This is a genomic window from Actinomycetospora lemnae (assembly GCF_028737315.1).
In the GTDB taxonomy this organism is placed as follows: Bacteria; Actinomycetota; Actinomycetes; order Mycobacteriales; family Pseudonocardiaceae; genus Actinomycetospora; species Actinomycetospora lemnae.
Window position 1 is genome coordinate 75,961 of sequence record NZ_JAQZAO010000006.1, and the last position, 20,081, is coordinate 96,041.

The 20,081-nt window shown below is 76.4% G+C and carries 14 protein-coding genes; 7 read left to right on the forward strand and 7 right to left on the reverse strand.

All coding sequences use genetic code 11. The features are described 5' to 3' along the window. Window positions 1-10: 10 nt before the first annotated feature. The 4 genes from PGB27_RS14985 to PGB27_RS15000 form a co-directional block, all read right to left on the reverse strand. A complete protein-coding gene (locus PGB27_RS14985) occupies window positions 11-1,771 on the reverse strand; it encodes a serine/threonine-protein kinase (protein WP_274201175.1) in 1,761 nt (586 codons plus the stop codon). A gap of 99 nt (window positions 1,772-1,870) precedes the next feature. Beyond that, complete coding sequence (locus PGB27_RS14990) at window positions 1,871-4,327, reverse strand: autotransporter outer membrane beta-barrel domain-containing protein (protein ID WP_274201176.1); 2,457 nt, start codon at window positions 4,325-4,327, stop codon at window positions 1,871-1,873. Window positions 4,328-4,539: 212 nt separating this feature from the next. Next, window positions 4,540-4,857, reverse strand: coding sequence for a hypothetical protein (locus PGB27_RS14995; protein ID WP_274201177.1), 318 nt, complete (start codon window positions 4,855-4,857; stop codon window positions 4,540-4,542). A 102-nt stretch (window positions 4,858-4,959) separates the two neighbouring features. Next, the gene (locus tag PGB27_RS15000; protein ID WP_274201178.1) at window positions 4,960-5,310 is read right to left on the reverse strand and encodes a chorismate mutase; all 351 of its coding nucleotides are present in this window, start codon (window positions 5,308-5,310) and stop codon (window positions 4,960-4,962) included. A 514-nt stretch (window positions 5,311-5,824) separates the two neighbouring features. On the opposite strand from PGB27_RS15000, the gene pcrA reads away from it, so the two are divergent. Then, entirely contained in the window at window positions 5,825-8,143 is a 2,319-nt protein-coding gene (gene pcrA / locus PGB27_RS15005; protein ID WP_274201486.1) for a DNA helicase PcrA, read from the forward strand. A 454-nt stretch (window positions 8,144-8,597) separates the two neighbouring features. Here the strand turns inward: pcrA and PGB27_RS15010 are convergent, their stop codons facing one another. Together PGB27_RS15010 and PGB27_RS15015 are read right to left on the reverse strand one after the other, a co-directional pair. Beyond that, on the reverse strand, window positions 8,598-9,839 hold the full coding sequence (locus PGB27_RS15010; RefSeq protein WP_274201179.1) for a M23 family metallopeptidase: 1,242 nt from the start codon (window positions 9,837-9,839) through the stop codon (window positions 8,598-8,600). Between the two features lie 375 nt (window positions 9,840-10,214). Continuing rightward, complete coding sequence (locus PGB27_RS15015; protein WP_274201180.1) at window positions 10,215-11,243, reverse strand: esterase/lipase family protein; 1,029 nt, start codon at window positions 11,241-11,243, stop codon at window positions 10,215-10,217. A gap of 296 nt (window positions 11,244-11,539) precedes the next feature. Here PGB27_RS15015 and sucC point away from each other — a divergent pair, with 296 nt between their 5' ends. From sucC to purH, 6 genes are all read left to right on the forward strand, one after another. Then, on the forward strand, window positions 11,540-12,709 hold the full coding sequence (gene sucC / locus PGB27_RS15020; RefSeq protein ID WP_274201181.1) for an ADP-forming succinate--CoA ligase subunit beta: 1,170 nt from the start codon (window positions 11,540-11,542) through the stop codon (window positions 12,707-12,709). A gap of 5 nt (window positions 12,710-12,714) precedes the next feature. Beyond that, complete coding sequence (gene sucD, locus PGB27_RS15025) at window positions 12,715-13,602, forward strand: succinate--CoA ligase subunit alpha (RefSeq protein WP_274201182.1); 888 nt, start codon at window positions 12,715-12,717, stop codon at window positions 13,600-13,602. Window positions 13,603-13,660: 58 nt separating this feature from the next. Beyond that, window positions 13,661-15,409: a DUF5336 domain-containing protein gene (locus PGB27_RS15030; RefSeq protein WP_274201183.1), complete on the forward strand. Its 1,749-nt coding sequence runs from the start codon at window positions 13,661-13,663 to the stop codon at window positions 15,407-15,409. An 86-nt stretch (window positions 15,410-15,495) separates the two neighbouring features. Next, window positions 15,496-16,878 carry a cell division protein PerM gene (locus tag PGB27_RS15035; protein ID WP_274201184.1) on the forward strand — a complete coding sequence of 461 codons (1,383 nt, stop codon included), beginning with the start codon at window positions 15,496-15,498 and terminating at the stop codon, window positions 16,876-16,878. A 60-nt stretch (window positions 16,879-16,938) separates the two neighbouring features. After that, complete coding sequence (purN, locus tag PGB27_RS15040) at window positions 16,939-17,556, forward strand: phosphoribosylglycinamide formyltransferase (protein ID WP_274201487.1); 618 nt, start codon at window positions 16,939-16,941, stop codon at window positions 17,554-17,556. Then, window positions 17,553-19,175 carry a bifunctional phosphoribosylaminoimidazolecarboxamide formyltransferase/IMP cyclohydrolase gene (gene purH, locus PGB27_RS15045; RefSeq protein WP_274201185.1) on the forward strand — a complete coding sequence of 541 codons (1,623 nt, stop codon included), beginning with the start codon at window positions 17,553-17,555 and terminating at the stop codon, window positions 19,173-19,175. The genes purN and purH overlap by 4 nt, the downstream gene beginning before the upstream one ends. On the opposite strand, the gene PGB27_RS15050 is transcribed toward purH, so the two are convergent. After that, complete coding sequence (locus tag PGB27_RS15050; RefSeq protein WP_274201186.1) at window positions 19,169-20,074, reverse strand: alpha/beta hydrolase fold domain-containing protein; 906 nt, start codon at window positions 20,072-20,074, stop codon at window positions 19,169-19,171. The two genes, purH and PGB27_RS15050, sit on opposite strands and share 7 nt — an antisense overlap. Window positions 20,075-20,081 lie beyond the last annotated feature (7 nt).

Here is a 20,081-nt window from a genome sequence, read left to right on the forward strand (position 1 = left end):
CCGGGCGCGCTCAGCCGTCGTCCCCGTGCCCGCGGTCGTCGGACCCGCGGTCGGACCCACGGTCGGAGCCACGGTCGGAGCCGCGGTCGGAGCCACGGTCGGAGCCACGGTCGGAGCCGCGGCCCGGGTCGTCGTCGCCGGAGTGGTCGTCGTCCCCGCGGTCCCGGTCGTCCCCGTGGTCCGCGCCGGACTCGGCCGCGGGAGAGGGGGAGGCGGAGGTGGTCGGGCCCTCCGCCAGCGGCGTCTCGAGGCGCAGGCCGGTGGCCGCGGCGCGCGGGCTCGCCCCGTCGACGCTCTCGTCGCTGTCGATCAGCCAGCGACCGTCGGGGCCGCGGACCATCCCGAGCTCGTGCACCTCGCGGATGGCGGCGCGGCCCTCGGGCACGAAGTCGAGGGTGGCACGCACCGTGTCGCCGTCGACCGCGGCGGCGTCCACGACCTGCACCGACGCGATCGTCGCCCAGAACGCCTGGTAGCGCGCGAAGCCGCCGGTCTGGTTCTGCAGACCCGGGCCGAGGCGCGCCCAGCCGGCGGCCTCGTCGCTGGTGACCACGCCGTAGTAGTCGCGGACGGCGGCCACCATGGCGGCGGCCGGGTCCGCGCGCGGCGCGTCCGGTGACGCGACCGTGGCGCCGCTCGAGTCGGAGCCGTTCCCCGACAGGAGCGCGACGCCGACGATGCCACCGGCCGCGAGGGCGACGAGCAGGACGAGGACCGCGATCGCCGCCGTCGGCCGCCGCGGGAGTCGCCGGCGGGCGGGCGCGTCGGGGATCGGCATGCCCTGGCGCGTGGGCGGGCCGGCGGGGGCGGGGCCGCTGCCGGGGGCGGCGAGGTGACCGGCGTGCGCCGCGGGGCCGGCGAGCCACGGGTCGGACGAGTGCCGCGCCTCCGGGACCGCCGGGGCCGGCGGGCCCGGGGCCACGAGGTCGGCGAGCGGCTCCTCGGTGCGCCCGCCCGCGTGGGCGATGCGGCCCAGCTCCTGGCGGGCCTGCGCGGCGCTGGGGCGCTCGGCGGGATCGTCGCGCAGCAGCCGCATGAGCAGCGCGGTCAGCGGCCCGGCCTGCGCGGGCGGCACGACCTTGCCGGCGGCGACGTTGTGCAGCAGCGCGAGGGCGTTGTCGTCGGCGCCGAACGGCGGCACCCCCTCGACGGCGGCGTAGAGGGTCGCGCCGAGGGAGAACACGTCGGACGCCGACGTCGAGTCCTCGCCGCGGGCCACCTCGGGGGCGAGGTACGCGGGGGTGCCCGCGAGCATCCCGGTGCGCGTGAGCGTGAGGTCGCCGGTGGCGCGGGAGATGCCGAAGTCGGTGATCTTGACGGTGCCGTCGGCCCCGAGCAGCACGTTCCCGGGCTTGACGTCGCGGTGGACGATGCCGGCCTGGTGGGCGGCGTCGAGGGCGTCGGCGACCTGCCGCCCGATGCGCGCCACCGTGCGCGGCTCGAGGGTGCCCTGCTCGCCGAGCACGTTCGCGAGGCTGCGCGAGGGCAGGTACTCCATGACCAGCCACGGCTCGTCGCCCTCGATGGAGGCGTCGAACACCGAGATCGCGTGCGGGTGCTGCAGACGCGCGGCGATGCGGCCCTCGCGCAGCGTGCGCTGGCGGACCTCCTCGGCCTCGCGGTCGTCCAGACCCGCGTGCAGGAAGACCTGCTTGACGGCGACGACCCGGCCCAGGCGCTCGTCGGTCCCGCGCCAGACCACGCCCATCGCCCCGGACCCGATGCGCTCCTCGAGGCGGTATCGCCCGGCGACCACGCGGGGAGAGCTCACCGGCTGCTCCGGGTCCGCGGGTCCACGGGGGTCACAGTAGAGGTCCCGACCGGGTGACGACCACGCGCCCGGCGGCGGCCCAGGTCACCGCCGGCCCGCTCAGTCGTCGCTGCCGCCGGCGCCGTCGCCGCCGTCGTCGCTGCCGGTGTCGCCGCCGGTGTTGCCGCCGTCGTCGCTGCTGCTGGCGCTGCTGCTGCCCTCGTCGCTGCCGGCACTGCTGCCGCTGTCGTCGCTGCTCTCGGACGCCGAGCTGCTGCTCTCGTCACCGGCCTCGTCGCTGCTGCTGGCGCTGCTGCTGGCGCTGCTGCTGGCGCTGCTGCCGCCCTCGTCGCTGCCGGCACTGCTGCCGCTGTCGTCGCTGCTCTGGTCGCTGCTGTCGTCGTCCCCGCCGAGGCCGAGCAGCCCGTCGACGGTGTCGCCGACCGCGTCGCCGGTGTCCTCGAGGGTGTCGCCGGTCGAGTCGACGACCGAGCCGACGGCGTCCGCGGTGTCGTCGACGGTCTCCTCGACCGCGTCGGTGGTGTCCTCCACCGCGTCGCCGGTCTCCTCCACGGTCGAGGAGACGGTGTCGACGGTGTCGCCGACCGTGTCGGCCGTGTCCTCGACCAGCCGCGAGGTCGACCCGCCGACGACCGGCACGTCGCCGGTGGCGGCCCCGACCGCGTCGAGGGTGCCGGTGACGGTCGCGCCGGCCGGGTCGACGACGTCGGCCGCCGTGGCGCGCAGGGTGGTGGACGCGGTCGTGCCGGTGTCGCCCACGGCGCCGGAGACGGTGCCGGTGAGGGGCGCGACGACGTCGTGGTTCGCCGAGCGCAGCGTGCCGCCGACGGTCCCGCCCGTGTCACCGACGGCTCCGGTGACCGTGCCGACGGCCGGGTCCACGACCTGCGACTCGAGGGAGCGCAGCGTGCTGTTCACCGTGCCACCGAGGCCGGTCACCGGGCCGCCGAGCGGGCCGGGCAGGGCACCGCCGAGGGTGCCGGTGGTGTCGCCGACGACGGTGCCGACGGTGCCCACGAGGCCCGGGTCGCGCGTGGGGGCGGGCGTCCCGCCGCCGAGCAGGCCGTCGAGGACGCCGCCGACCCCACCGACGGTGGTGCCGAGGCCGTCGGTGACGCCGGTGACGGTGGTGCCGACCCCGTCGGTGAGCGTCTCCACGGTGCGGCCGGCGCCGGAGACGGTGGTGCCGAGGCCGTCGGTGGCGTTGCCGACGGTGTTCCCCACGCCGCCCACGGCACCGCCGACCACGCCGCCGGCGCCGCCGATCACCCCGCCGACGCCGCCGACCACGGGACCGATCACGCCGCCGCCGCCACCACCGCCACCACCGCCGCCACCGCCGGTGCCGCCGCCGGTGCCCGGGCCGCCGGGGGTGCCCGGGGTGCCGGGGCCGCCCGGCGCACCCGGCCCGCCGGGGACCCCGGGGGTGCCCCCACCGGCGCCGCCACCGGGCGGGACCACGACACCGACGCCGCCCGGCGCCCCGGTGAGGGGCCCGTCGACGCCGGCGAGCCCGCCGCCGGCGACCGCCGAGCCACCGGGCGCGCCGAGGCCCAGACCCAGGTCGGCGACCGCGGCGCTGAGCGTGATGCCGGTGCCGATGGGCAGGCCGTCGGGGCCCAGGACGACACCGGGGATCGCGCCCGGCGCACCCGGCAGGCCGGGCAGGCCGCCGTCCGCGCCGGGCGGGAGCGCGACCGGGCCGCCGGGCGACGGCGCCTCCTCGACGGGCAGGCCCGGGAACGGCAGCCCCGCGACGCTCGCGACCGTGCCGGCCACGAGCAGCGCGCCCGTGGTGGCGCCGAACGCGCGGGTGTTGGTGCGGCGGAACGGGTTGGTGCGCCGACGGGCCGATCGACCGGGGGTCGGCAGCGGGCGCACGAGCGCCGGGCCGGTGTCGCCCTCGCGGACGAACGCGCGGAGGTCGGCGGCCGCCGCGGCCCGCGCCGCGCCGAGCCCGGAGACGGGGCCCGAGTCCAGGCCCGCGAGCGGGGCCGGGACGTCGGGCCGGGACTCGGCGGGAGCGACGGGAGCGGGAGCGGCCGGAGCGGCCGCGACCGTCACGGCGCCGGCCGCCTCGGCGGCCTCGGCCTCCTCCAGCGCGGCCGCGAAGGCCAGCGCCGCGTCGAGCTCGGTGGAGCCGGTGGCGGTGGTGTCGGCGCTGTGCGGGGTGGCGACCGGCGTGAGGGCGCGCCGCGCGGCGTCGGCGGACGCGCCGGCGGTCCGGGGCGCCGGCACGGCCTCGCCGCGCTCGGCCTCGCGGACCCGGCGGGCGGACGCGGTGAGGCGGGCGAGGAGCTCGGTCACCGGGACGCCGTCGGTGTGACGGGCCTCGTCCTGGGGCGGTACGGGCGGCAGGTCGTCGACCGGACGTCGGGGCACGGGAACCAGATCGATCGCGACCTCGTCCGGCGTTACGCCCTCGGCCGGACGGTCGTCGGCGTCCGGACCGTCACCGGGCAGGGCGGGCGGCGGGACGGTCGGCGGGGCCACCAACGTGCCCGTGACCTCCGCGGGCTCGTCGAACCAGGCGTGCCTGCCACCACGCTCGTCCATGTCCCTCGGCTCCTCGTCCCGTGTCCACTCCCCGTAGGGGAATAGCTACTCGGGCGTCACCCGATCGTGCAGAGCCGTCCAGGGGACGAGGTGCCACCGTTCGTGTCCGGGCGCCCAACGGGCGTGTCCGCGGGTTGGGCCGACCACTGACGTTCGTTCGCCGGACAGCCGAAGGTCAAGCACCGCCGGGCGCCGGAACGTGACCGTTGGGCTCAGCGCGGCGGGGCGGCGAGGCGCTTGCGGGCGCCCTGGAGCTGGTTCGTCGCGACGAGGCCCACGCCACCGCCGACGAGCAGCCCGATGACGTCGAGCGGGATGCCGCCACCCGTGAGGAGCAGGGCGACGAGCGCGCCCAGGGCCAGGCCGCCGGCGGCGGGCAGCCGCTTGCGTGCGTCGGTCGCGAGGTGCGCGGCCCCCGGGCGCTTGGAGGCCACCGACGAGATCATGAGCAGGTAGCCGCCGTAGCCCACCGCGGCGAGCAGGCTCAGCACGGTGACGATCGTGGCGATCAGGTCGATGACCGTTCCCATGACACCAGCGTGCCACCACCGGCGTGTGGTCGGTGCTCGTCGGACCCCGGAACACCTCAGGGTGTCGGGTCGGGGTCGCCGGCCGCCCGCGGTGCTAGGGGGTCAGGCCCGCCCGCCGAGCCGTCCGCGCCCGAGCCGCAGCAGCAGCATGGCGAGCTCCCGGCCCTCGGCGCCGAGCTCACGGAACCGGGCGAGGACCTGCATCTCGCGGTTGTAGACGATCCGGGGCCCGCCGGCGGCCATCCGCGCCAGCCCGATGCGCTGCGAGATCTCCGAGCGGCGCCGGACGAGGCGCAGCAGCTCGGCGTCGATCGCGTCGATCTCCTCGCGCAGGGAGGGGATCTCGTCGGCGGTCGCCGGGGCGAGGGGGGCCGACGGGGCACCGGTGGACGCGTCGGCGGACCCGTCCCCGGTGTCGGCGGGGCTGTCGGTGGAGCTGGTCGCGGCACTCACGGGGATCGGCCTCCAGGGTGTGTCCGGGTGGTACCCGGGTCGGTGGGCCCTCGCGACCCCGGACACGAGAACGCCCCGGGGTCCGTGGACTCCGGGGCGGCGTGGCAGCGCGGCGGACGCGTCAGCTGACCACGGGCACCGGGGTCCGGTACCCGTAGGAAAATCGACGGGACTGCTCGCGCACGGCGGTCATCATGCCATCGGCGGCGCGTGCGGCCAAACGGCCCGCCGTCCGGGGTGGGCGGCCGGGGCAGACCCGGGACGCCACGGGACCACCGCTGTCGGAGGGCCCCGGTAGCGTGGACCGACGATGAGCACCGGTCCCGCCACCCGCCACGCCGCGTCGGACACCACGTCGGACGTCGGGTCGGGCCCGCCCGTGCGCTCCGCGGCGTCCGCCCTGTCGCGCCGGCTCGCCGCGGCCGCTGCGGGCGGCGACGACGCGGGCGCCGGCGGCGCGCTGCGTCGCGGGACCGACCGTCCCGACCCGGCGGACGACCCGCTGCTCGAGGGCATGAACCCCCCGCAGCGCGAGGCGGTGGTGCACACCGGGTCGCCGCTGCTCATCGTCGCGGGCGCGGGGTCCGGCAAGACGCGGGTGCTCACCCACCGCATCGCCTGGCAGATGCGTCACCAGGGCGTCGGCCCGGGCCAGGTCATGGCCATCACGTTCACCAACAAGGCCGCCGCCGAGATGCGCGAGCGCGTGGCCGCGCTGGTGGGCCGGCGGGCGAACGCGATGTGGGTCTCGACGTTCCACTCGATGTGCGTGCGCATCCTGCGCCGCGAGTACCGCCACCTCGAGCTGAGCTCCACGTTCTCCATCTACGACGCCGACGACTCGCGGCGGCTCGTCGCGTCGGTGGCCCGCGGGCTCGACCTCGACGCGAAGAAGTACTCGCCGCGCGGGCTGCTCGCGCGCATCTCGGCGTGGAAGAACGAGCTGGTCTCGCCGATCGAGGCCGCCGACGCCGCGGCCACCGAGGCGGAGAAGCGCACCGCCGAGGTCTACGCCGTCTACCAGCAGCGCCTGCAGCAGTCGAACTCGCTCGACTTCGACGACCTCATCGGTCGCACGGTCGACCTGCTGACCCGCTTCCCCGACGTCGCCGAGTACTACCGGCGCCGGTTCCGGCACATCCTGGTCGACGAGTACCAGGACACCAACCACGCGCAGTACATGCTGGTCCGGGCCCTGGCGGCGGGCAGCGACGACGGCTCGGTGCCCCCGGCCGAGCTGTGCGTGGTGGGCGACGCCGACCAGTCGATCTACGCCTTCCGCGGCGCGACCATCCGCAACATCGTCGAGTTCGAGCGCGACTACCCCGAGGCGCGCACCATCCTGCTCGAGCAGAACTACCGATCCACCCAGCGCATCCTCACCGCCGCCAACGCCGTCATCAGCCGCAACCCGGACCGTCGCGACAAGCGGCTGTGGACCGACGCGGGCGACGGCGAGCTGGTGGTCGGGTACGTCGCCGACAACGAGCACGACGAGGCCGCGTTCGTCGCCTCCGAGATCGACCGGCTGGTCGACGCCGGCGAGGCCCGCTTCGGCGAGGTCGCCGTCTTCTACCGGACCAACGGCCAGTCGCGCGTGTTCGAGGACGTGTTCATCCGCCTCGGGCTGCCGTACAAGATCGTCGGCGGCGTGCGCTTCTACGAGCGCCGCGAGGTCCGCGACGCCATGGCCTACCTCAAGGTGCTGTCGAACCCCGAGGACACGGTCTCGCTGCGGCGCATCCTCAACGTCCCCAAGCGCGGGATCGGCGACCGGGCGGAGTCGGTGGTCGCCGACGCCGCCGACCGCGAGCGCATCACCTTCGCGGCCGCCCTGCGCCGGGCCGCCGCGGGCGAGGTGCACGGCCTGGCCACGCGGTCGCAGCGCAACATCGCCGACTTCGTCGAGATGCTCGACGGGCTCGCGGCGCTGGTCGCCGACGGCACGTCGGTCGACGAGGTGCTCGAGGCGATCCTCGACCGCTCGGGCTACCGGGCGGAGCTCGAGGGCTCGGAGGACCCGCAGGAGCAGTCGCGGCTGGAGAACCTGCAGGAGCTCGTCAGCGTCGCGCGCGAGTTCGTCCAGGACGCGCTCAACGCCGAGGGGCTGGACGAGGCCGTCGAGGAGCAGACGGCGGAGCAGGCGCAGGGCACCGACGGCCAGGCGGTGCCCGGGTCGCTCGAGGCGTTCCTCGAGCGCGTGTCGCTGGTGGCCGACGCCGACTCGATCCCCGACGGCGGCGACGGCGTGGTCACGCTGATGACGCTGCACACCGCGAAGGGCCTCGAGTTCCCGGTCGTGTTCACCACGGGCTGGGAGGACGGCGTCTTCCCGCACTCACGGGCGCTCGCCGACCCCGCCGAGCTCTCCGAGGAGCGCCGGCTCGCCTACGTCGGCATCACCCGCGCGCAGAAGCGGCTCTACCTCTCCCGCGCGATCATGCGCTCGGCGTACGGGCAGCCGCAGGCGAACCCGCCGTCGCGGTTCCTCGACGAGGTGCCCGCCGACGTGTGGGAGTGGCGCCGCGTCGAGCCCAGCTCCGAGCGCTCCTCGCCGGTCGGGCGCACGCGCTTCGGCTCCGGGCGCTGGGCGAGTCCCGGCACCGACCTGTCCGGCCGGGCCTCGCGTCCCTCGCCGGTGCGCCCGGACTGGAAGGAGGCGCCGACGATCTCGCTCGACGTCGGCGACCGGGTGAGCCACGACAAGTACGGCCTCGGCACGGTGGTCACCGTCGACGGCGTCGGCTCGCGCGCCACGGCCACCATCGACTTCGGCTCCTCGGGCACCGTGCGGCTGATGCTCATCGGCGGCGTGCCGCTCACGAAGCTGTAGCTCCACCGGCGCCGGCGAGGCGCGGGGGCAGGAGCGCGTGCTCGTGATCATGCGCTGGGCGCTGCTCCTGGGCGGCGCTCGTCCGCGTCGGGGTGATCAGGAGCGTCGTCATGTCCCTGCTCGGCGAGTGCGCGGGCCGTCGTGGTGATCAGGAGCGACACCACGCGCCTGCGCGGGCGGGGCCCGGTGCACCGTGCGCTCGTGATCTCCGCGGGGTGCCGCCGCCGCGCTCGTGATCTCCGCGGCGTGCCGATCCCCCGCGAGCGGCACGTTCTGCGCGCCCGCGAGCCCGCCGGTCATGCGCACGGTGCCGTTCGCCCCGGCACCCCGGTGATCGAAGTACCGATACGGACACTCAACGTCAGCGAAGGCACTTCGCTGACACACCCCGCACACGACGACGAGGGCCCCGGAGCGCGTGCTCCGGGGCCCTGGCCGTCCTGCGGGGAGCGGACTAGTCCTGGGGGGAACCCAACGAGATGCCGCGCTCGGCGAGCCACGGCAGCGGGTTGATCTTGCGGGAGCCGTCCTCCCACACCTCGAAGTGCAGGTGGGGGCCGGTGGAGCGGCCGCGGTTGCCGATCTCGGCGATCTCCTCGCCGGCCCGGACCCGCTGCCCCTCCTCGACGTAGGAGCGGTTGACGTGGCCGTAGACGTTGATCGTGCCGTCGTCCAGCTCGACCTTGACCCACATGCCGAAGCCGCTGGCCGGCCCGGACTCGACGACCGTGCCGTCGGCGACCGAGACGATCGGGGTGCCGATCGGGCCCGCGATGTCGATGCCGCGGTGCGAGGAGCCCCAGCGGGCGCCGAAGCCCGAGGTGAAGCGGCCCTCGGCGGGCTTGACGTAGTCGGGGCGCGCGGCCTCGGCGGCGGCACGCGCCGCGGCGGCCGCACGGTCGGCGGCCTTGCTCAGCGAGCCGACCTGGTGGCCCTCGTCGGCGGACGCGGAGCCCGCGGACCCGGTCGACGTGGTGGCGGCCGGCGCGGCCACCGGCAGGACGCCCGAGGTGGCCGCGTCGAGGCCGGCGGCGCGGGACGAGGTCGCGTCGCTCGTGGTGGCACGGTCAGAGGCCAGGGCGAGCTCGGCGGTCGTCGGCGCCTCGGAGAGGGCGTCCATTCCGGCGAGGCTGTGCCCCGCCGTGGCCAGGGCACCCGCGGCGACGGCGGCGACGGCGAGACGCCCGCGCAGCGGCGACGGCCCGCGACCGACCGGCGGCGCGGGTCGCGGCGGACGGCCGGGGTCGAGGTCGCGACGGCGGGGAGCGCCCTGCTGCGGGCGGGGCGCGCGGTGGTCCCGGGGGTCGCCGGGACCACCGGGACCACGGTGCTCGCGCGGCAGCTCGCGCAGCGTCTCCTCGCGGGGCACAGCGCCGGGGACATCGCGGTGAGCGGGCCGCGGGTGGCCGCCGGTGGTCGGGCCCGCGGGCCGCTGCGGCGCGGGCGCCGGGGGAGCGGCGCCGGGACGCAGCCCGACGGGACGGGCAGGCACCTCCGGTGCGCGGCCGGTGCCGCTGACGAACCCGGCGGCGTCACCGCCGCGGCGCCCGCCGCGGGCACCGAGACCGGGCAGGCCGGCGAAGTCGGGGAAGCGCGGTCCCGCGGGGCCGCCACCGAAGCCGCCGGCGAGGGCGGGGGTGAGGCCGAGGGAACCGAACAGGGGCGCGGACGGCGGGCGTGGGGAGCTGTTCGCCAAGACCATCCTTCCCGCGGATCGGGGTCGGTCCCGGCGACATCCAGGGCGGGGAGTTCGGGGAGAGCCCTGACGGAACGTTCGGGGTCGTTCCGTATGTCGTTCGTGACCTGACCGTGATGAGGACGGCGAGAAGGTAGCGACGCGGTCACGGGCTGAGCAAACGACAGGAGTGCCTCGAGCCGGTCGCTACGCCGTGCGTGCGGGCGTGCGCGCCGAGCGGTCATCACCGTGTCGGGTGACCCGTCCTCGCTCGGTCGGACGCATCCTCCCCGTTCGGCGCGCGCTCGGCGCGGGCCGTCACGCCTGGTCGACCGCTCACCCGGTGCTGGGGCCTACGCGGCGTCCGGATCGCCCCGCATGTCGGGTTTTCCCCGGTCAGCCCGCCACGGCGTGGGGCGAGCCCGCGCGCTCGCGACGGCCCGGCACCGGTCGGCGGGAGAGCAGGCGGGTCACGAGGTGCACGACCTCCGGGTCGATCGTCATCGACAGGTGCCCGACGTGCTCGAGCTCGACCTCCGTGACCGCGAGATCGGGGTGGGTCAGCCGCGCCGCCGACTGCGGGACGATCAACTGGTCCTGGCGGCTCCACACCGCGAGGAAGCGGGTCCGGCAGCCCGGCGCCGGCTCCTCGAGCTCGCGCAGCAGGTCCGAGCCCGGCTGCAGCTGCTGCGGGACCCGCGTCGGCGGCAGGAAGTGGGCGATGAGGCTGCCGCGGTGCGGGGTCCCGAGCGTCACGAGCGTGTCGACGCGCGCGTCGCCCCCGAGCCGCTGGACGTAGTAGCGCGCCATCAGCCCGCCCAGTGAGTGCCCGACGATGTGGACACGGTCGGCGCCGGTGCTCGCGCAGAGCCGCTCGACGTGGTGGCCGAGCTCGCGGGCGGCGGCGCGGACGTCGCCGGTGAACGCGGTGAGGACGCTGAAGTTCACCGCGTGCACCACGCCGAACCCGCGCCGGCGCAGCGCGCGGGAGAGCAGCGCGAAGATCGAGCGGTTGTCGACGATGCCGTGCACGAGCAGCACGGGCGTCGTCGAGGTCTCCATGTCCGAGACGACGAGGCTGCGCTGCGCGGTGGAGAGCGCGGCGGTGCGGTGGTGGACGAACGTGCCCGCCGGGCGCAGCACCTCGTCGACGAGACCCCAGGGATAGAGGGAGACGTGGACCGCGGTCCACGCGATCTCGACGGCCAGCCCGCGCACACCCGCCGGCACCCCGACGGTGCGCGCCGCGTAGCCCAGCCCGCGCCAGACGGCGCCCGCGACGGTCGCCAGCGGCCGCTCGGCGGGCGTGGGGAGGCCTGCCGGCTCGGTCCCCGTCTCCTCGGCAGGATCGACGGGTCCGGCTCTCCTGTCGGCGTGCTCGTCCGGATGCGGCGCGTCCCGCGACATGACGCCCGTCACGTCCATGAGGTGGACGTTAAGGGTTGTTCACGCGAACCGTCGCGATAGGACGTGCCCGGACCGATCAAGTACGGCCCCGATCGGGCGCACCCGAGCGCACCCCGAAACGATTCAGCACCGCGCCGACCGGCGCGTGTGTCCGGTGTCGCCCCCGCCGCACCGCCCGGGTACCCGTCGCGTGGATAGGGTCGCCGCGCATCCGTCGGGACGTGGGCGCGCCGCTGGACAGGTGGGCGCCACGCGACCTCGCCCGGCCGTCGCCGCCGGCGGCGGGCCGGGGAGTTGGTGAGGAGAGTTCACGAGTGGACCTGTACGAGTACCAGGCGAAGGACCTCTTCGCCGCCCACGGGGTGCCGGTGCTGCCCGGGCGCACCGTCGACACCGCCTCCGAGGCCGAGCGGGCCGCGCAGGAGATCGGCACCGCCGTGGTCGTCAAGGCGCAGGTGAAGACGGGCGGTCGCGGCAAGGCCGGCGGCGTCAAGCTCGCCCAGACCCCCGCCGAGGCCAAGGAGAAGGCCGAGGCCATCCTCGGGCTCGACATCAAGGGCCACATCGTGCACCGGGTCCTGGTCACCGAGGCCAGCGACATCGCGCAGGAGTACTACTTCTCCTTCCTCCTCGACCGCTCGAACCGCACCTTCCTCGCCATGTGCTCGGCCGAGGGCGGCATGGAGATCGAGGAGCTCGCGGTCGAGCGGCCCGAGGCGCTGGCCCGGGTGCCGATCGACCCGATCGCCGGCGTCGACCGCGCCAAGGCCGACGAGATCGTCAAGCAGGGCAACATCCCCGCCGAGGTCGCCGACGAGGCCGCGCAGGTCATCGTCAAGCTGTGGGACACCTTCGTCGGCGAGGACGCGACGCTGGTCGAGGTCAACCCGCTGGTGCGCGACCCGCAGGACCGGGTCGTCGCGCTCGACGGGAAGGTCACCCTCGACGAGAACGCCGACTTCCGGCACGAGTCCCACACCGAGCTGGTCGACGAGCGCAGCCAGAACCCGCTCGAGGCGAAGGCCAAGGAGAAGGGCCTCAACTACGTCAAGCTCGAGGGCGGCCAGGTCGGGATCATCGGCAACGGTGCCGGCCTCGTCATGTCCACCCTCGACGTCGTCGCGTACGCGGGCGAGCAGTACGGCGGGATGAAGCCCGCCAACTTCCTCGACATCGGCGGCGGCGCGTCGGCCGAGGTCATGGCGGCCGGGCTCGACGTCATCCTCGGCGACGACGACGTCAAGAGCGTCTTCGTCAACGTCTTCGGCGGCATCACCGCCTGCGACGCGGTGGCCAACGGCATCGTCGAGGCGCTGAAGATCCTCGGCGACAACGCGACGAAGCAGCTCGTCGTCCGCCTGGACGGCAACAACGTCGACGAGGGCCGCCGGATCCTCGCCGAGGCGAACCACCCGCTGGTCACGGTGGTGGACACGATGGACGACGCGGCCGCGAAGGCCGCCGAGCTGGCGGCAGGGGCGTAGAAGCGATGTCGATCTTCCTCGACGAGAACAGCAAGGTCATCGTCCAGGGGCTCACCGGCTCCGAGGGCATGAAGCACGCCACCAAGATGATGGCGTCCGGGACGAACATCGTCGGCGGTGTCAACGCCCGCAAGGCCGGCACGACCGTCGAGATCTCGGGCACCGACGTGCCGGTGTACGGCGCGGTCGAGGAGGCCATGAAGGAGACCGGGGCGAACGTCTCGGTGCTCTTCGTGCCCCCGAAGTTCGCCAAGGACGCCGCGGTCGAGGCCATCGACGCCGGCATCGGGCTGGCCGTGGTCATCACCGAGGGCATCCCGGTGCACGACTCCGCCTGGTTCTGGGCGCACGCGTGCGCCAACGGCAACCGCACGCGGATCATCGGCCCGAACTGCCCCGGCATCATCAGCCCGGGCAAGTCGAACGCCGGCATCATCCCGGCCAACATCACGGGCCCCGGCAAGATGGGGCTCGTGTCGAAGTCGGGCACGCTGACCTACCAGATGATGTACGAGCTGCGGGAGATCGGCTTCTCCACGGCCATCGGCATCGGCGGTGACCCGATCATCGGCACCACGCACATCGACGCCCTCGAGGCGTTCGAGGCGGACCCCGAGACCGAGGCCATCGTCATGATCGGCGAGATCGGCGGCGACGCCGAGGAGCGCGCGGCCGACTACGTGAAGGCCAACGTGACCAAGCCCGTCGTCGGCTACGTTGCGGGGTTCACGGCCCCCGAGGGCAAGACGATGGGCCACGCCGGCGCCATCGTCTCCGGCTCCGCGGGGACCGCGCAGGCCAAGAAGGAGGCGCTCGAGGCCGCGGGCGTCAAGGTGGGCAAGACGCCGACCGAGACCGCGGACCTCGCGCGCTCGCTGGTCAGCCGGGGCTGACGACCCGGCCGACCGTCACCGCGCCACCGCCGACGTCGTCGTCCCGGGAGGACACCTCATGAGCTCACCGACGCAGGGCCCGCCCCCGGGCGGCCCGTCCGGCCAGCGGCCGGGGCAGACCGGCCCCGGCGGCTGGGGCGCCGGCGGGGGCTCGCCGTACGGGGGGTCCTCCTGGGCCGGCGCCGGCCAGCAGCAGCCCTACGGCGCGCCCGGTCAGGGCGGGTACGGGGGCTACGGCGGCCAGACGCCGGGCCAGGGTGCGGCGCCGGGCCAGGCGCCCGGCCAGGGCTACGGCCAGGGCCCGGGGCAGGCCGGCGGGCAAGGCGGCCAGGGCTACGGCCAGGGCTACGGCCAGGGCTACGGCCAGGGCTACGGCCAGGGCCCGGGGCAGCAGGCCCCGGGATGGGGCCAGGGCGGGTCCGCGCCGGGCCAGCCGAACACCGGCGGCTTCCCCGCCGCCGCGACGACGGTGACGCCCGCGCCGGACCTGGGTGCCCAGGGCGGCGACGCCGGCACCGGGCCGACGGCCCGGGGCGGCGCCACCCGCGGCGCGTCCGGCACCTCCGGAGCCTCCGCTGCCGAGCGGGGCGTGGCGCTGGCCGCGGGCGGGCTCGCCCTGCTGGCCTACATCCTCGGGTTCTTCGGCTCCGCCGAGGCCTCGGGCGTCGCCTCCGACCTCAGCGCGGCCTTCGGGTCGCTGTTCTACATGCCGCTCGTGATCGCCGGCGGCCTGCTCACGGCGGCGTCGCTGCTGCCGCGGAGCCCGCAGACGCTCGTGCCGGGCGCGGTCGTCGGCGTCACCGGGGCGCTCGCGATGCTCCCGCTCCTCGCCTACGCCGACTCCGTGCTCGTCGTGCAGGTGGTCCTCGCGGTGCTCGCCGCCATCGCCTCGGTCGTGGCGGCCCTGTTCGGCGCGGGCGTCATCTCCGCCCCGGCCGGACGGCCGGCGTCGTCGGGCTTCGGTGCGCCGGCCCAGCAGGGTGGCGGCGCGCAGGCCGGTGCGGCCGCGTCCTCGACGCCGCCGACCATGGCCGGGCCCTGGGGCGGGCCGGGCGGCCCGCCGTCGGGCGGCCTGCCCGCGCCCGGCGCGCAGCAGCAGCAGGCCTACGGCGCGCCGGGAGCGGCCACCGGTCCCGGCTCCGGGCAGTTCGCCGCCCCGCGCGGCCAGGGCGGGCTCGGCGGCCAGCAGGGTCCGGGTGGGCAGCACCAGGGCCCCGGCGGGCAGGGCGGCCAGCAGGGCCCGGGCGGGCAGCAGGGCGGGGCGGCGGCCGGCCCACCGTCGGGCCCGTTCGGCGCCGGCTACGGGTCCGCGGCGGCCACCACGCAGGTCGTGCCGGGCGCCACGGCCGCCGGCCAGGGCGGTGACGGCGGTGACGGTGGTGCCGGGACCTCCCGGTCCGACCGTGACGACGCCGTGACCACCACGACCGAGGGCGCGTCGTCGACGACGTCCGGGTCGGGCGGCCCGTCGTTCAGCACCTACGGCTCCGGCGAGGGCGCGTCCTCGAGCGACGCCGGGCCGAGCACACCGCCGCACGGCTCCCCGTCGAGCGCGTCGGGCGGGTCGTCCGGGTCGTCCGGGTCGTCCGGGTCGTCGACGCCCGGGTACGGCATCCCGTCCACCGGTTGGGGCGCCCCGTCGAACGGCGGCTCGTCGGGATCGCCGGGGCCGTCGAACGGCCCGGTCGCCCCGCCGCCCGGCGGTGAGCACCGCGGCGCCCACCACTCCGGCGAGGACCCGGGCCGCCCGCGCGAGACCACCGACAGCGCCGACGACCGGCGCGGCGAGTGGGGCTCGCCCCGCTGACCCCACCGGCCCCACCGGCCCCACCGACCCCACAGCCCGCGGCGTGGGAGCGCCGGTCGGGACCCGTCACCTGACAGGGTCCGAGCGTGACCGTCCGGACCAGCCCCTCGCCGCGGCGCGGTGGCCGGCGCGGCGGGCGTGGCGCCGACACCCCTGACGGCACCGCCGGGAGGAGCGCACCCGCCTGGGTGCCCGTCCTCGCGCGCGTGGCGCTCCTGCCGCCACTGACCTGCTACGGGATCGCGGTGGTGGTCGCCGGGGTGGTCGCGGCGCTGGCGTCGGGCACGACGCCCGGCGGCGAGCCCGGCCTCGGGCAGGCGCTGGCCGTCGGGATCCCGCTGTGGCTGGTCGCGCACCTGGTCCCGCTGCAGGTCACCGGCGTCCCGCTGGGCGTCCTGCCCCTCGCGCCCGCCGCGCTGCTCGCGGTCCTGGTGGCCACCGTCGCGCGGGGTGCGGTGGCGCGTCTCGAGGGCGACGGGCGGTCCGCCGGCCTGCTGCACGGGGTCGGGGTGCCGGTCGTGGCGACGGCCGCGGCGGCGCACGCGGTCATCGGGGTGCTGGCGGCCGCCCTGCTGACCCCGGAGACGGTGGTGGACGCCTCGCCCGGGCTCGCGGGCGTCGTGTGCGGGGTGCTCGCCGGGCTCGCCGCGGTCGCGGGCGTGGCGCGCCCCTGCGGGCTGCTCGCGCTGCCGCGCCGCCTCCCGCGCTGGGCGCGCCACGGGCTGCGCGGCGGTCTCCTCGCGGCGTCGGCGCTGCTCACCGCCGGTGCCGCACTCCTGCTCGCGGCCCTGCTCGCGGACGCGGCCGCGGTGGCGGACGTGGTCGCCGACGTCGCCCCGGAGGCGGGCAGCGGCGCCGGGCTGACGCTGCTGACGCTCGCCTACCTGCCGAACGCCGTCGTCGCGGCGGCGTCCTGGCTGATCGGTCCCGGGGTGTCGATCGGGGCCGCGTCGGCCACCCCGACCGCCATCAGCTCCGGCCTGCTGCCGCCGATCCCGCTGGCCGCGGTGCTCCCGCAGAGCCCGCCGCCGACCTGGGCCGGGCTCGCCTTCGCGGTCCCGCTGGCCGTCGGGAGCCTCGTCGGCTGGCGCCTCGCCCCCACCGCGCCGGACGCGGCGACGCGCGTGCGCTCGGTCGTCGTCGCGGCCGTCTCCGCGGCGCTGCTGCTCGGGCCGGCCGCGGCCCTGTCCGGTGGGCGGCTCGGGGCGGGCCCCTTCGACCCGGTCACCGTGCCCGCCGGCCCCGTCGCCCTGGCGGTGCTGGGCTGGGTGCTGGTGCCGGGGCTGGTCGTCGCCCTGCTCGCGGTCCCGCTCGGGACGGCGTCGGACACCCGGCGGCGGTCGCGACCGGCCCCGTCGGCGGCCGCCGACCAGGCCCCGGCCGACCCTGCGGAGCAGGACGCGGCCCCCGCGGAGGAGGACGGGAGCGGGTCCGAGGGCGTTGCTGCTGGTGGCGACGGTCGCAGCTAACCTGGTCGGGACATCCACATCCGCCCGGGAGCAGCGCTGACCACCACCGAGCCGCACCGGCTGCGTCTGCCCGTGCCCGCCCGCGTCGTCGTCCTCGCGTCCGGCTCGGGGAGCCTGCTGCAGGCCCTGCTCGACGCGTGCGAGGGCGCGGACTACCCGGCGCGCGTCGTCACCGTCGTCTCCGACCGTGCCGGCGTGGGCGCCCTGGACCGCGCGACGGCCGCGGGCGTCGCCACCGCGGTGGTCCGGCCCGCCGAGTACGGCGACCGGGTCGTCTGGGACGCCGCGCTGGCCGACGCCGTCGCGGCGGCCGAGCCCGACCTCGTCGTGTCCGCGGGTTTCGGGCGGCTGCTCGGGGAGGCGTTCCTGGCCCGCTTCGGCGGCCGCACCATCAACACCCACCCGGCCCTGCTCCCGGCGTTCCCGGGCGCCCACCCCGTGCGCGACACCGTCGCCTACGGGGTGAAGGTCACCGGCGCGACCGTGCACCTGGTCGACGCCGGCGTCGACACGGGGCCGGTCCTGGCCCAGGAGGCCGTCGGGGTCGAGCCGGACGACACCGAGGACACGCTGCACGAGCGCATCAAGGTGGTCGAGCGCCGGATGCTCGTCGAGACCGTGGCCGCGCTGGCCCGCCACGGTGCCACCGTCACCGGACGAGGAGTGAACATTCCGTGACAGCCACCGAGGCCCAGCCCACCGCCGGCGTCGAGGGCCGGCGTCCCGTCCGTCGCGCGCTGGTCAGCGTGTTCGACAAGGCGGGCCTGCTCGACCTCGCCACCGGCCTGCACGCGGCGGGCGTCGAGGTGGTCTCCACCGGCTCGACGGCCGGCCGCATCGAGGACGCGGGCGTGCCGGTGACGCGCGTGGAGGAGGTCACGGGGTTCCCGGAGTGCCTCGACGGGCGGGTCAAGACGCTGCACCCGCGCGTGCACGCGGGCCTGCTCGCGGACATGCGGCTGCCCACGCACGCCGAGGCGCTCGAGTCGCTGGACATCGCGCCGTTCGATCTGCTCGTGGTCAACCTCTACCCGTTCACCCAGACCGTCGCGTCCGGCGCCGCCCCCGACGACTGCGTCGAGCAGATCGACATCGGTGGTCCGGCGATGATCCGCGCGGCCGCGAAGAACCACGAGTCGGTGGCCGTCGTCACCGACCCGACGCGCTACGCGTGGGTGCTCGAGCAGGTCGCGGCGGGCGGGGTGACGCAGGCCGACCGCCGGGGCCTGGCCGCCGAGGCGTTCCGGCACACCGCGTCCTACGACGTCGCCGTGGCCTCCTGGATGGGCAACGTCCTGGCGCCCGACCCGGACCCGTCGGTGCCCGGCTCCCCCTTCCCCGGCTGGGTCGGCACCACCGCCCGGCGCCGCGCGGTGCTGCGCTACGGCGAGAACCCGCACCAGGCCGCCGCGCTCTACGGCGACCCGGAGGTGGCCACGGGCGTGGCCGGCGCGACGCAGCTGCACGGCAAGGAGATGTCGTACAACAACTACGTCGACACCGACGCCGCCTGGCGCGCCGCGCACGACCACGACGGGATCTGCGTCGCGATCATCAAGCACGCCAACCCGTGCGGGATCGCGGTCGCGACGGGTCACGACCCCGATGACGACACCGTGGCCGCGGTCCACCGCAAGGCCCACGCCTGCGACCCCACCAGCGCGTTCGGGGGCGTGATCGCCACGAACACCGAGGTCAGCGTGGCCATGGCCGAGACCGTCTCAGAGATCTTCACCGAGGTGATCGTCGCCCCGTCCTACGCCGACGGCGCGCTCGACGTGCTGACCCGCAAGAAGAACATCCGCGTGCTCACCGCGACCTGGGCGCCGTCTCCGGTCGAGCAGCGACCGATCTCGGGCGGCCTGCTCCTCCAGCAGCGCGACGCCGTCGACGCCCCCGGCGACGACCCGGCGAGCTGGACGCTGGCGTGCGGCGAGGCGGCCTCGCCGGAGGTGCTGGCGGACCTCGCGTTCGCCTGGCGGGCCTGCCGGGCGGTGAAGTCGAACGCGATCCTGCTGGCCCACGACGGCGCCACCGTCGGGGTCGGCATGGGCCAGGTCAACCGGGTCGACGCCGCCCGCCTCGCGGTGACGCGCGCCGGCGACCGCGTGCGCGGCGCGGTGGCCGCCTCGGATGCGTTCTTCCCGTTCCCCGACGGGTTCGAGGTCCTCGCCGAGGCGGGCGTCGCGGCCGTCGTCCAGCCCGGCGGGTCGGTGCGCGACGAGCAGGTCATCGAGGCGGCGCAGCGGGCCGGTGTGACCATGTACCTCACCGGCACCCGGCACTTCGCTCACTGAGCCGCGAGCACCTGCCGCAGCCAGGCGCCGGCGCGGTCCAGGGCGGCCGCGGCCTCGGGGTAGACCCCGACGCCGAGCTGGAAGAAGTGCTGCATCCGCGACCAGACGTCGAGGGTCACCGGGACGTCGGCGAGCGCCGCCGCGCGGGCCACGGCCAGCGCGTCGTCGAGCAGCACCTCGTGGCTGCCGACCTGCACGAGCAGCGGCGGCCACGCGGCGGCGACCTCGGCGGGTGACGCGAGGGCGGGGGAGGCGGCCGGGTCGGCGGGGTCGTGGCCGTCGAGGTACTGGCCGGCCATCCGTCGCAGGCTCTCCCGGCTGCACTCGAGGTCGACGTCGCTGCGCTGCTCGAACGAGCCGGACCGGCACGTGAGGTCCGCCCAGGGCGACATCAGGTAGGCCGCGGCGGGGCGCGGGAGCCCGGCACGGGCGGCGGCGAGGAGCGTCTCGAGCACGAGCCCGCCCCCGGACGACTCGCCGACGAGGACGAGACGGTCGGCGGTGACGCCCTGCTGCTCGAGCAGCCACCGGGCGGCGCGGACCGCGGCGTCGACGTCCTGCGGGTACGGGTGCTCGGGCGCGAGGGGGTAGTCGAGCAGCAGGACGCGGGCGTCCAGGGTGCGGGCGAGGTGGCCCGCGAACTTGTGGCGCGCGGCCGGCGAGGTGATGACGTGCCCGCCGCCGAACAGGTAGAGCACGGTGGCGGTGTGCGTCGGGCCCACCGCCCAGACCCCCGCGACGCCGTCCGCGGCGACGGTCTCGTAGGTGACGTCCTCCGGGGTCGCGGTGAGGTCCTCGGCGTGCTCGCCCGCGGCCCGCTGCTGGTCGAGCGGCATCTCGGCCATGCGCGGCGCCTGCCGCAGCATGTCGGCGAACTGCTCGGCCTCCACACTGGCCACGGCCGTC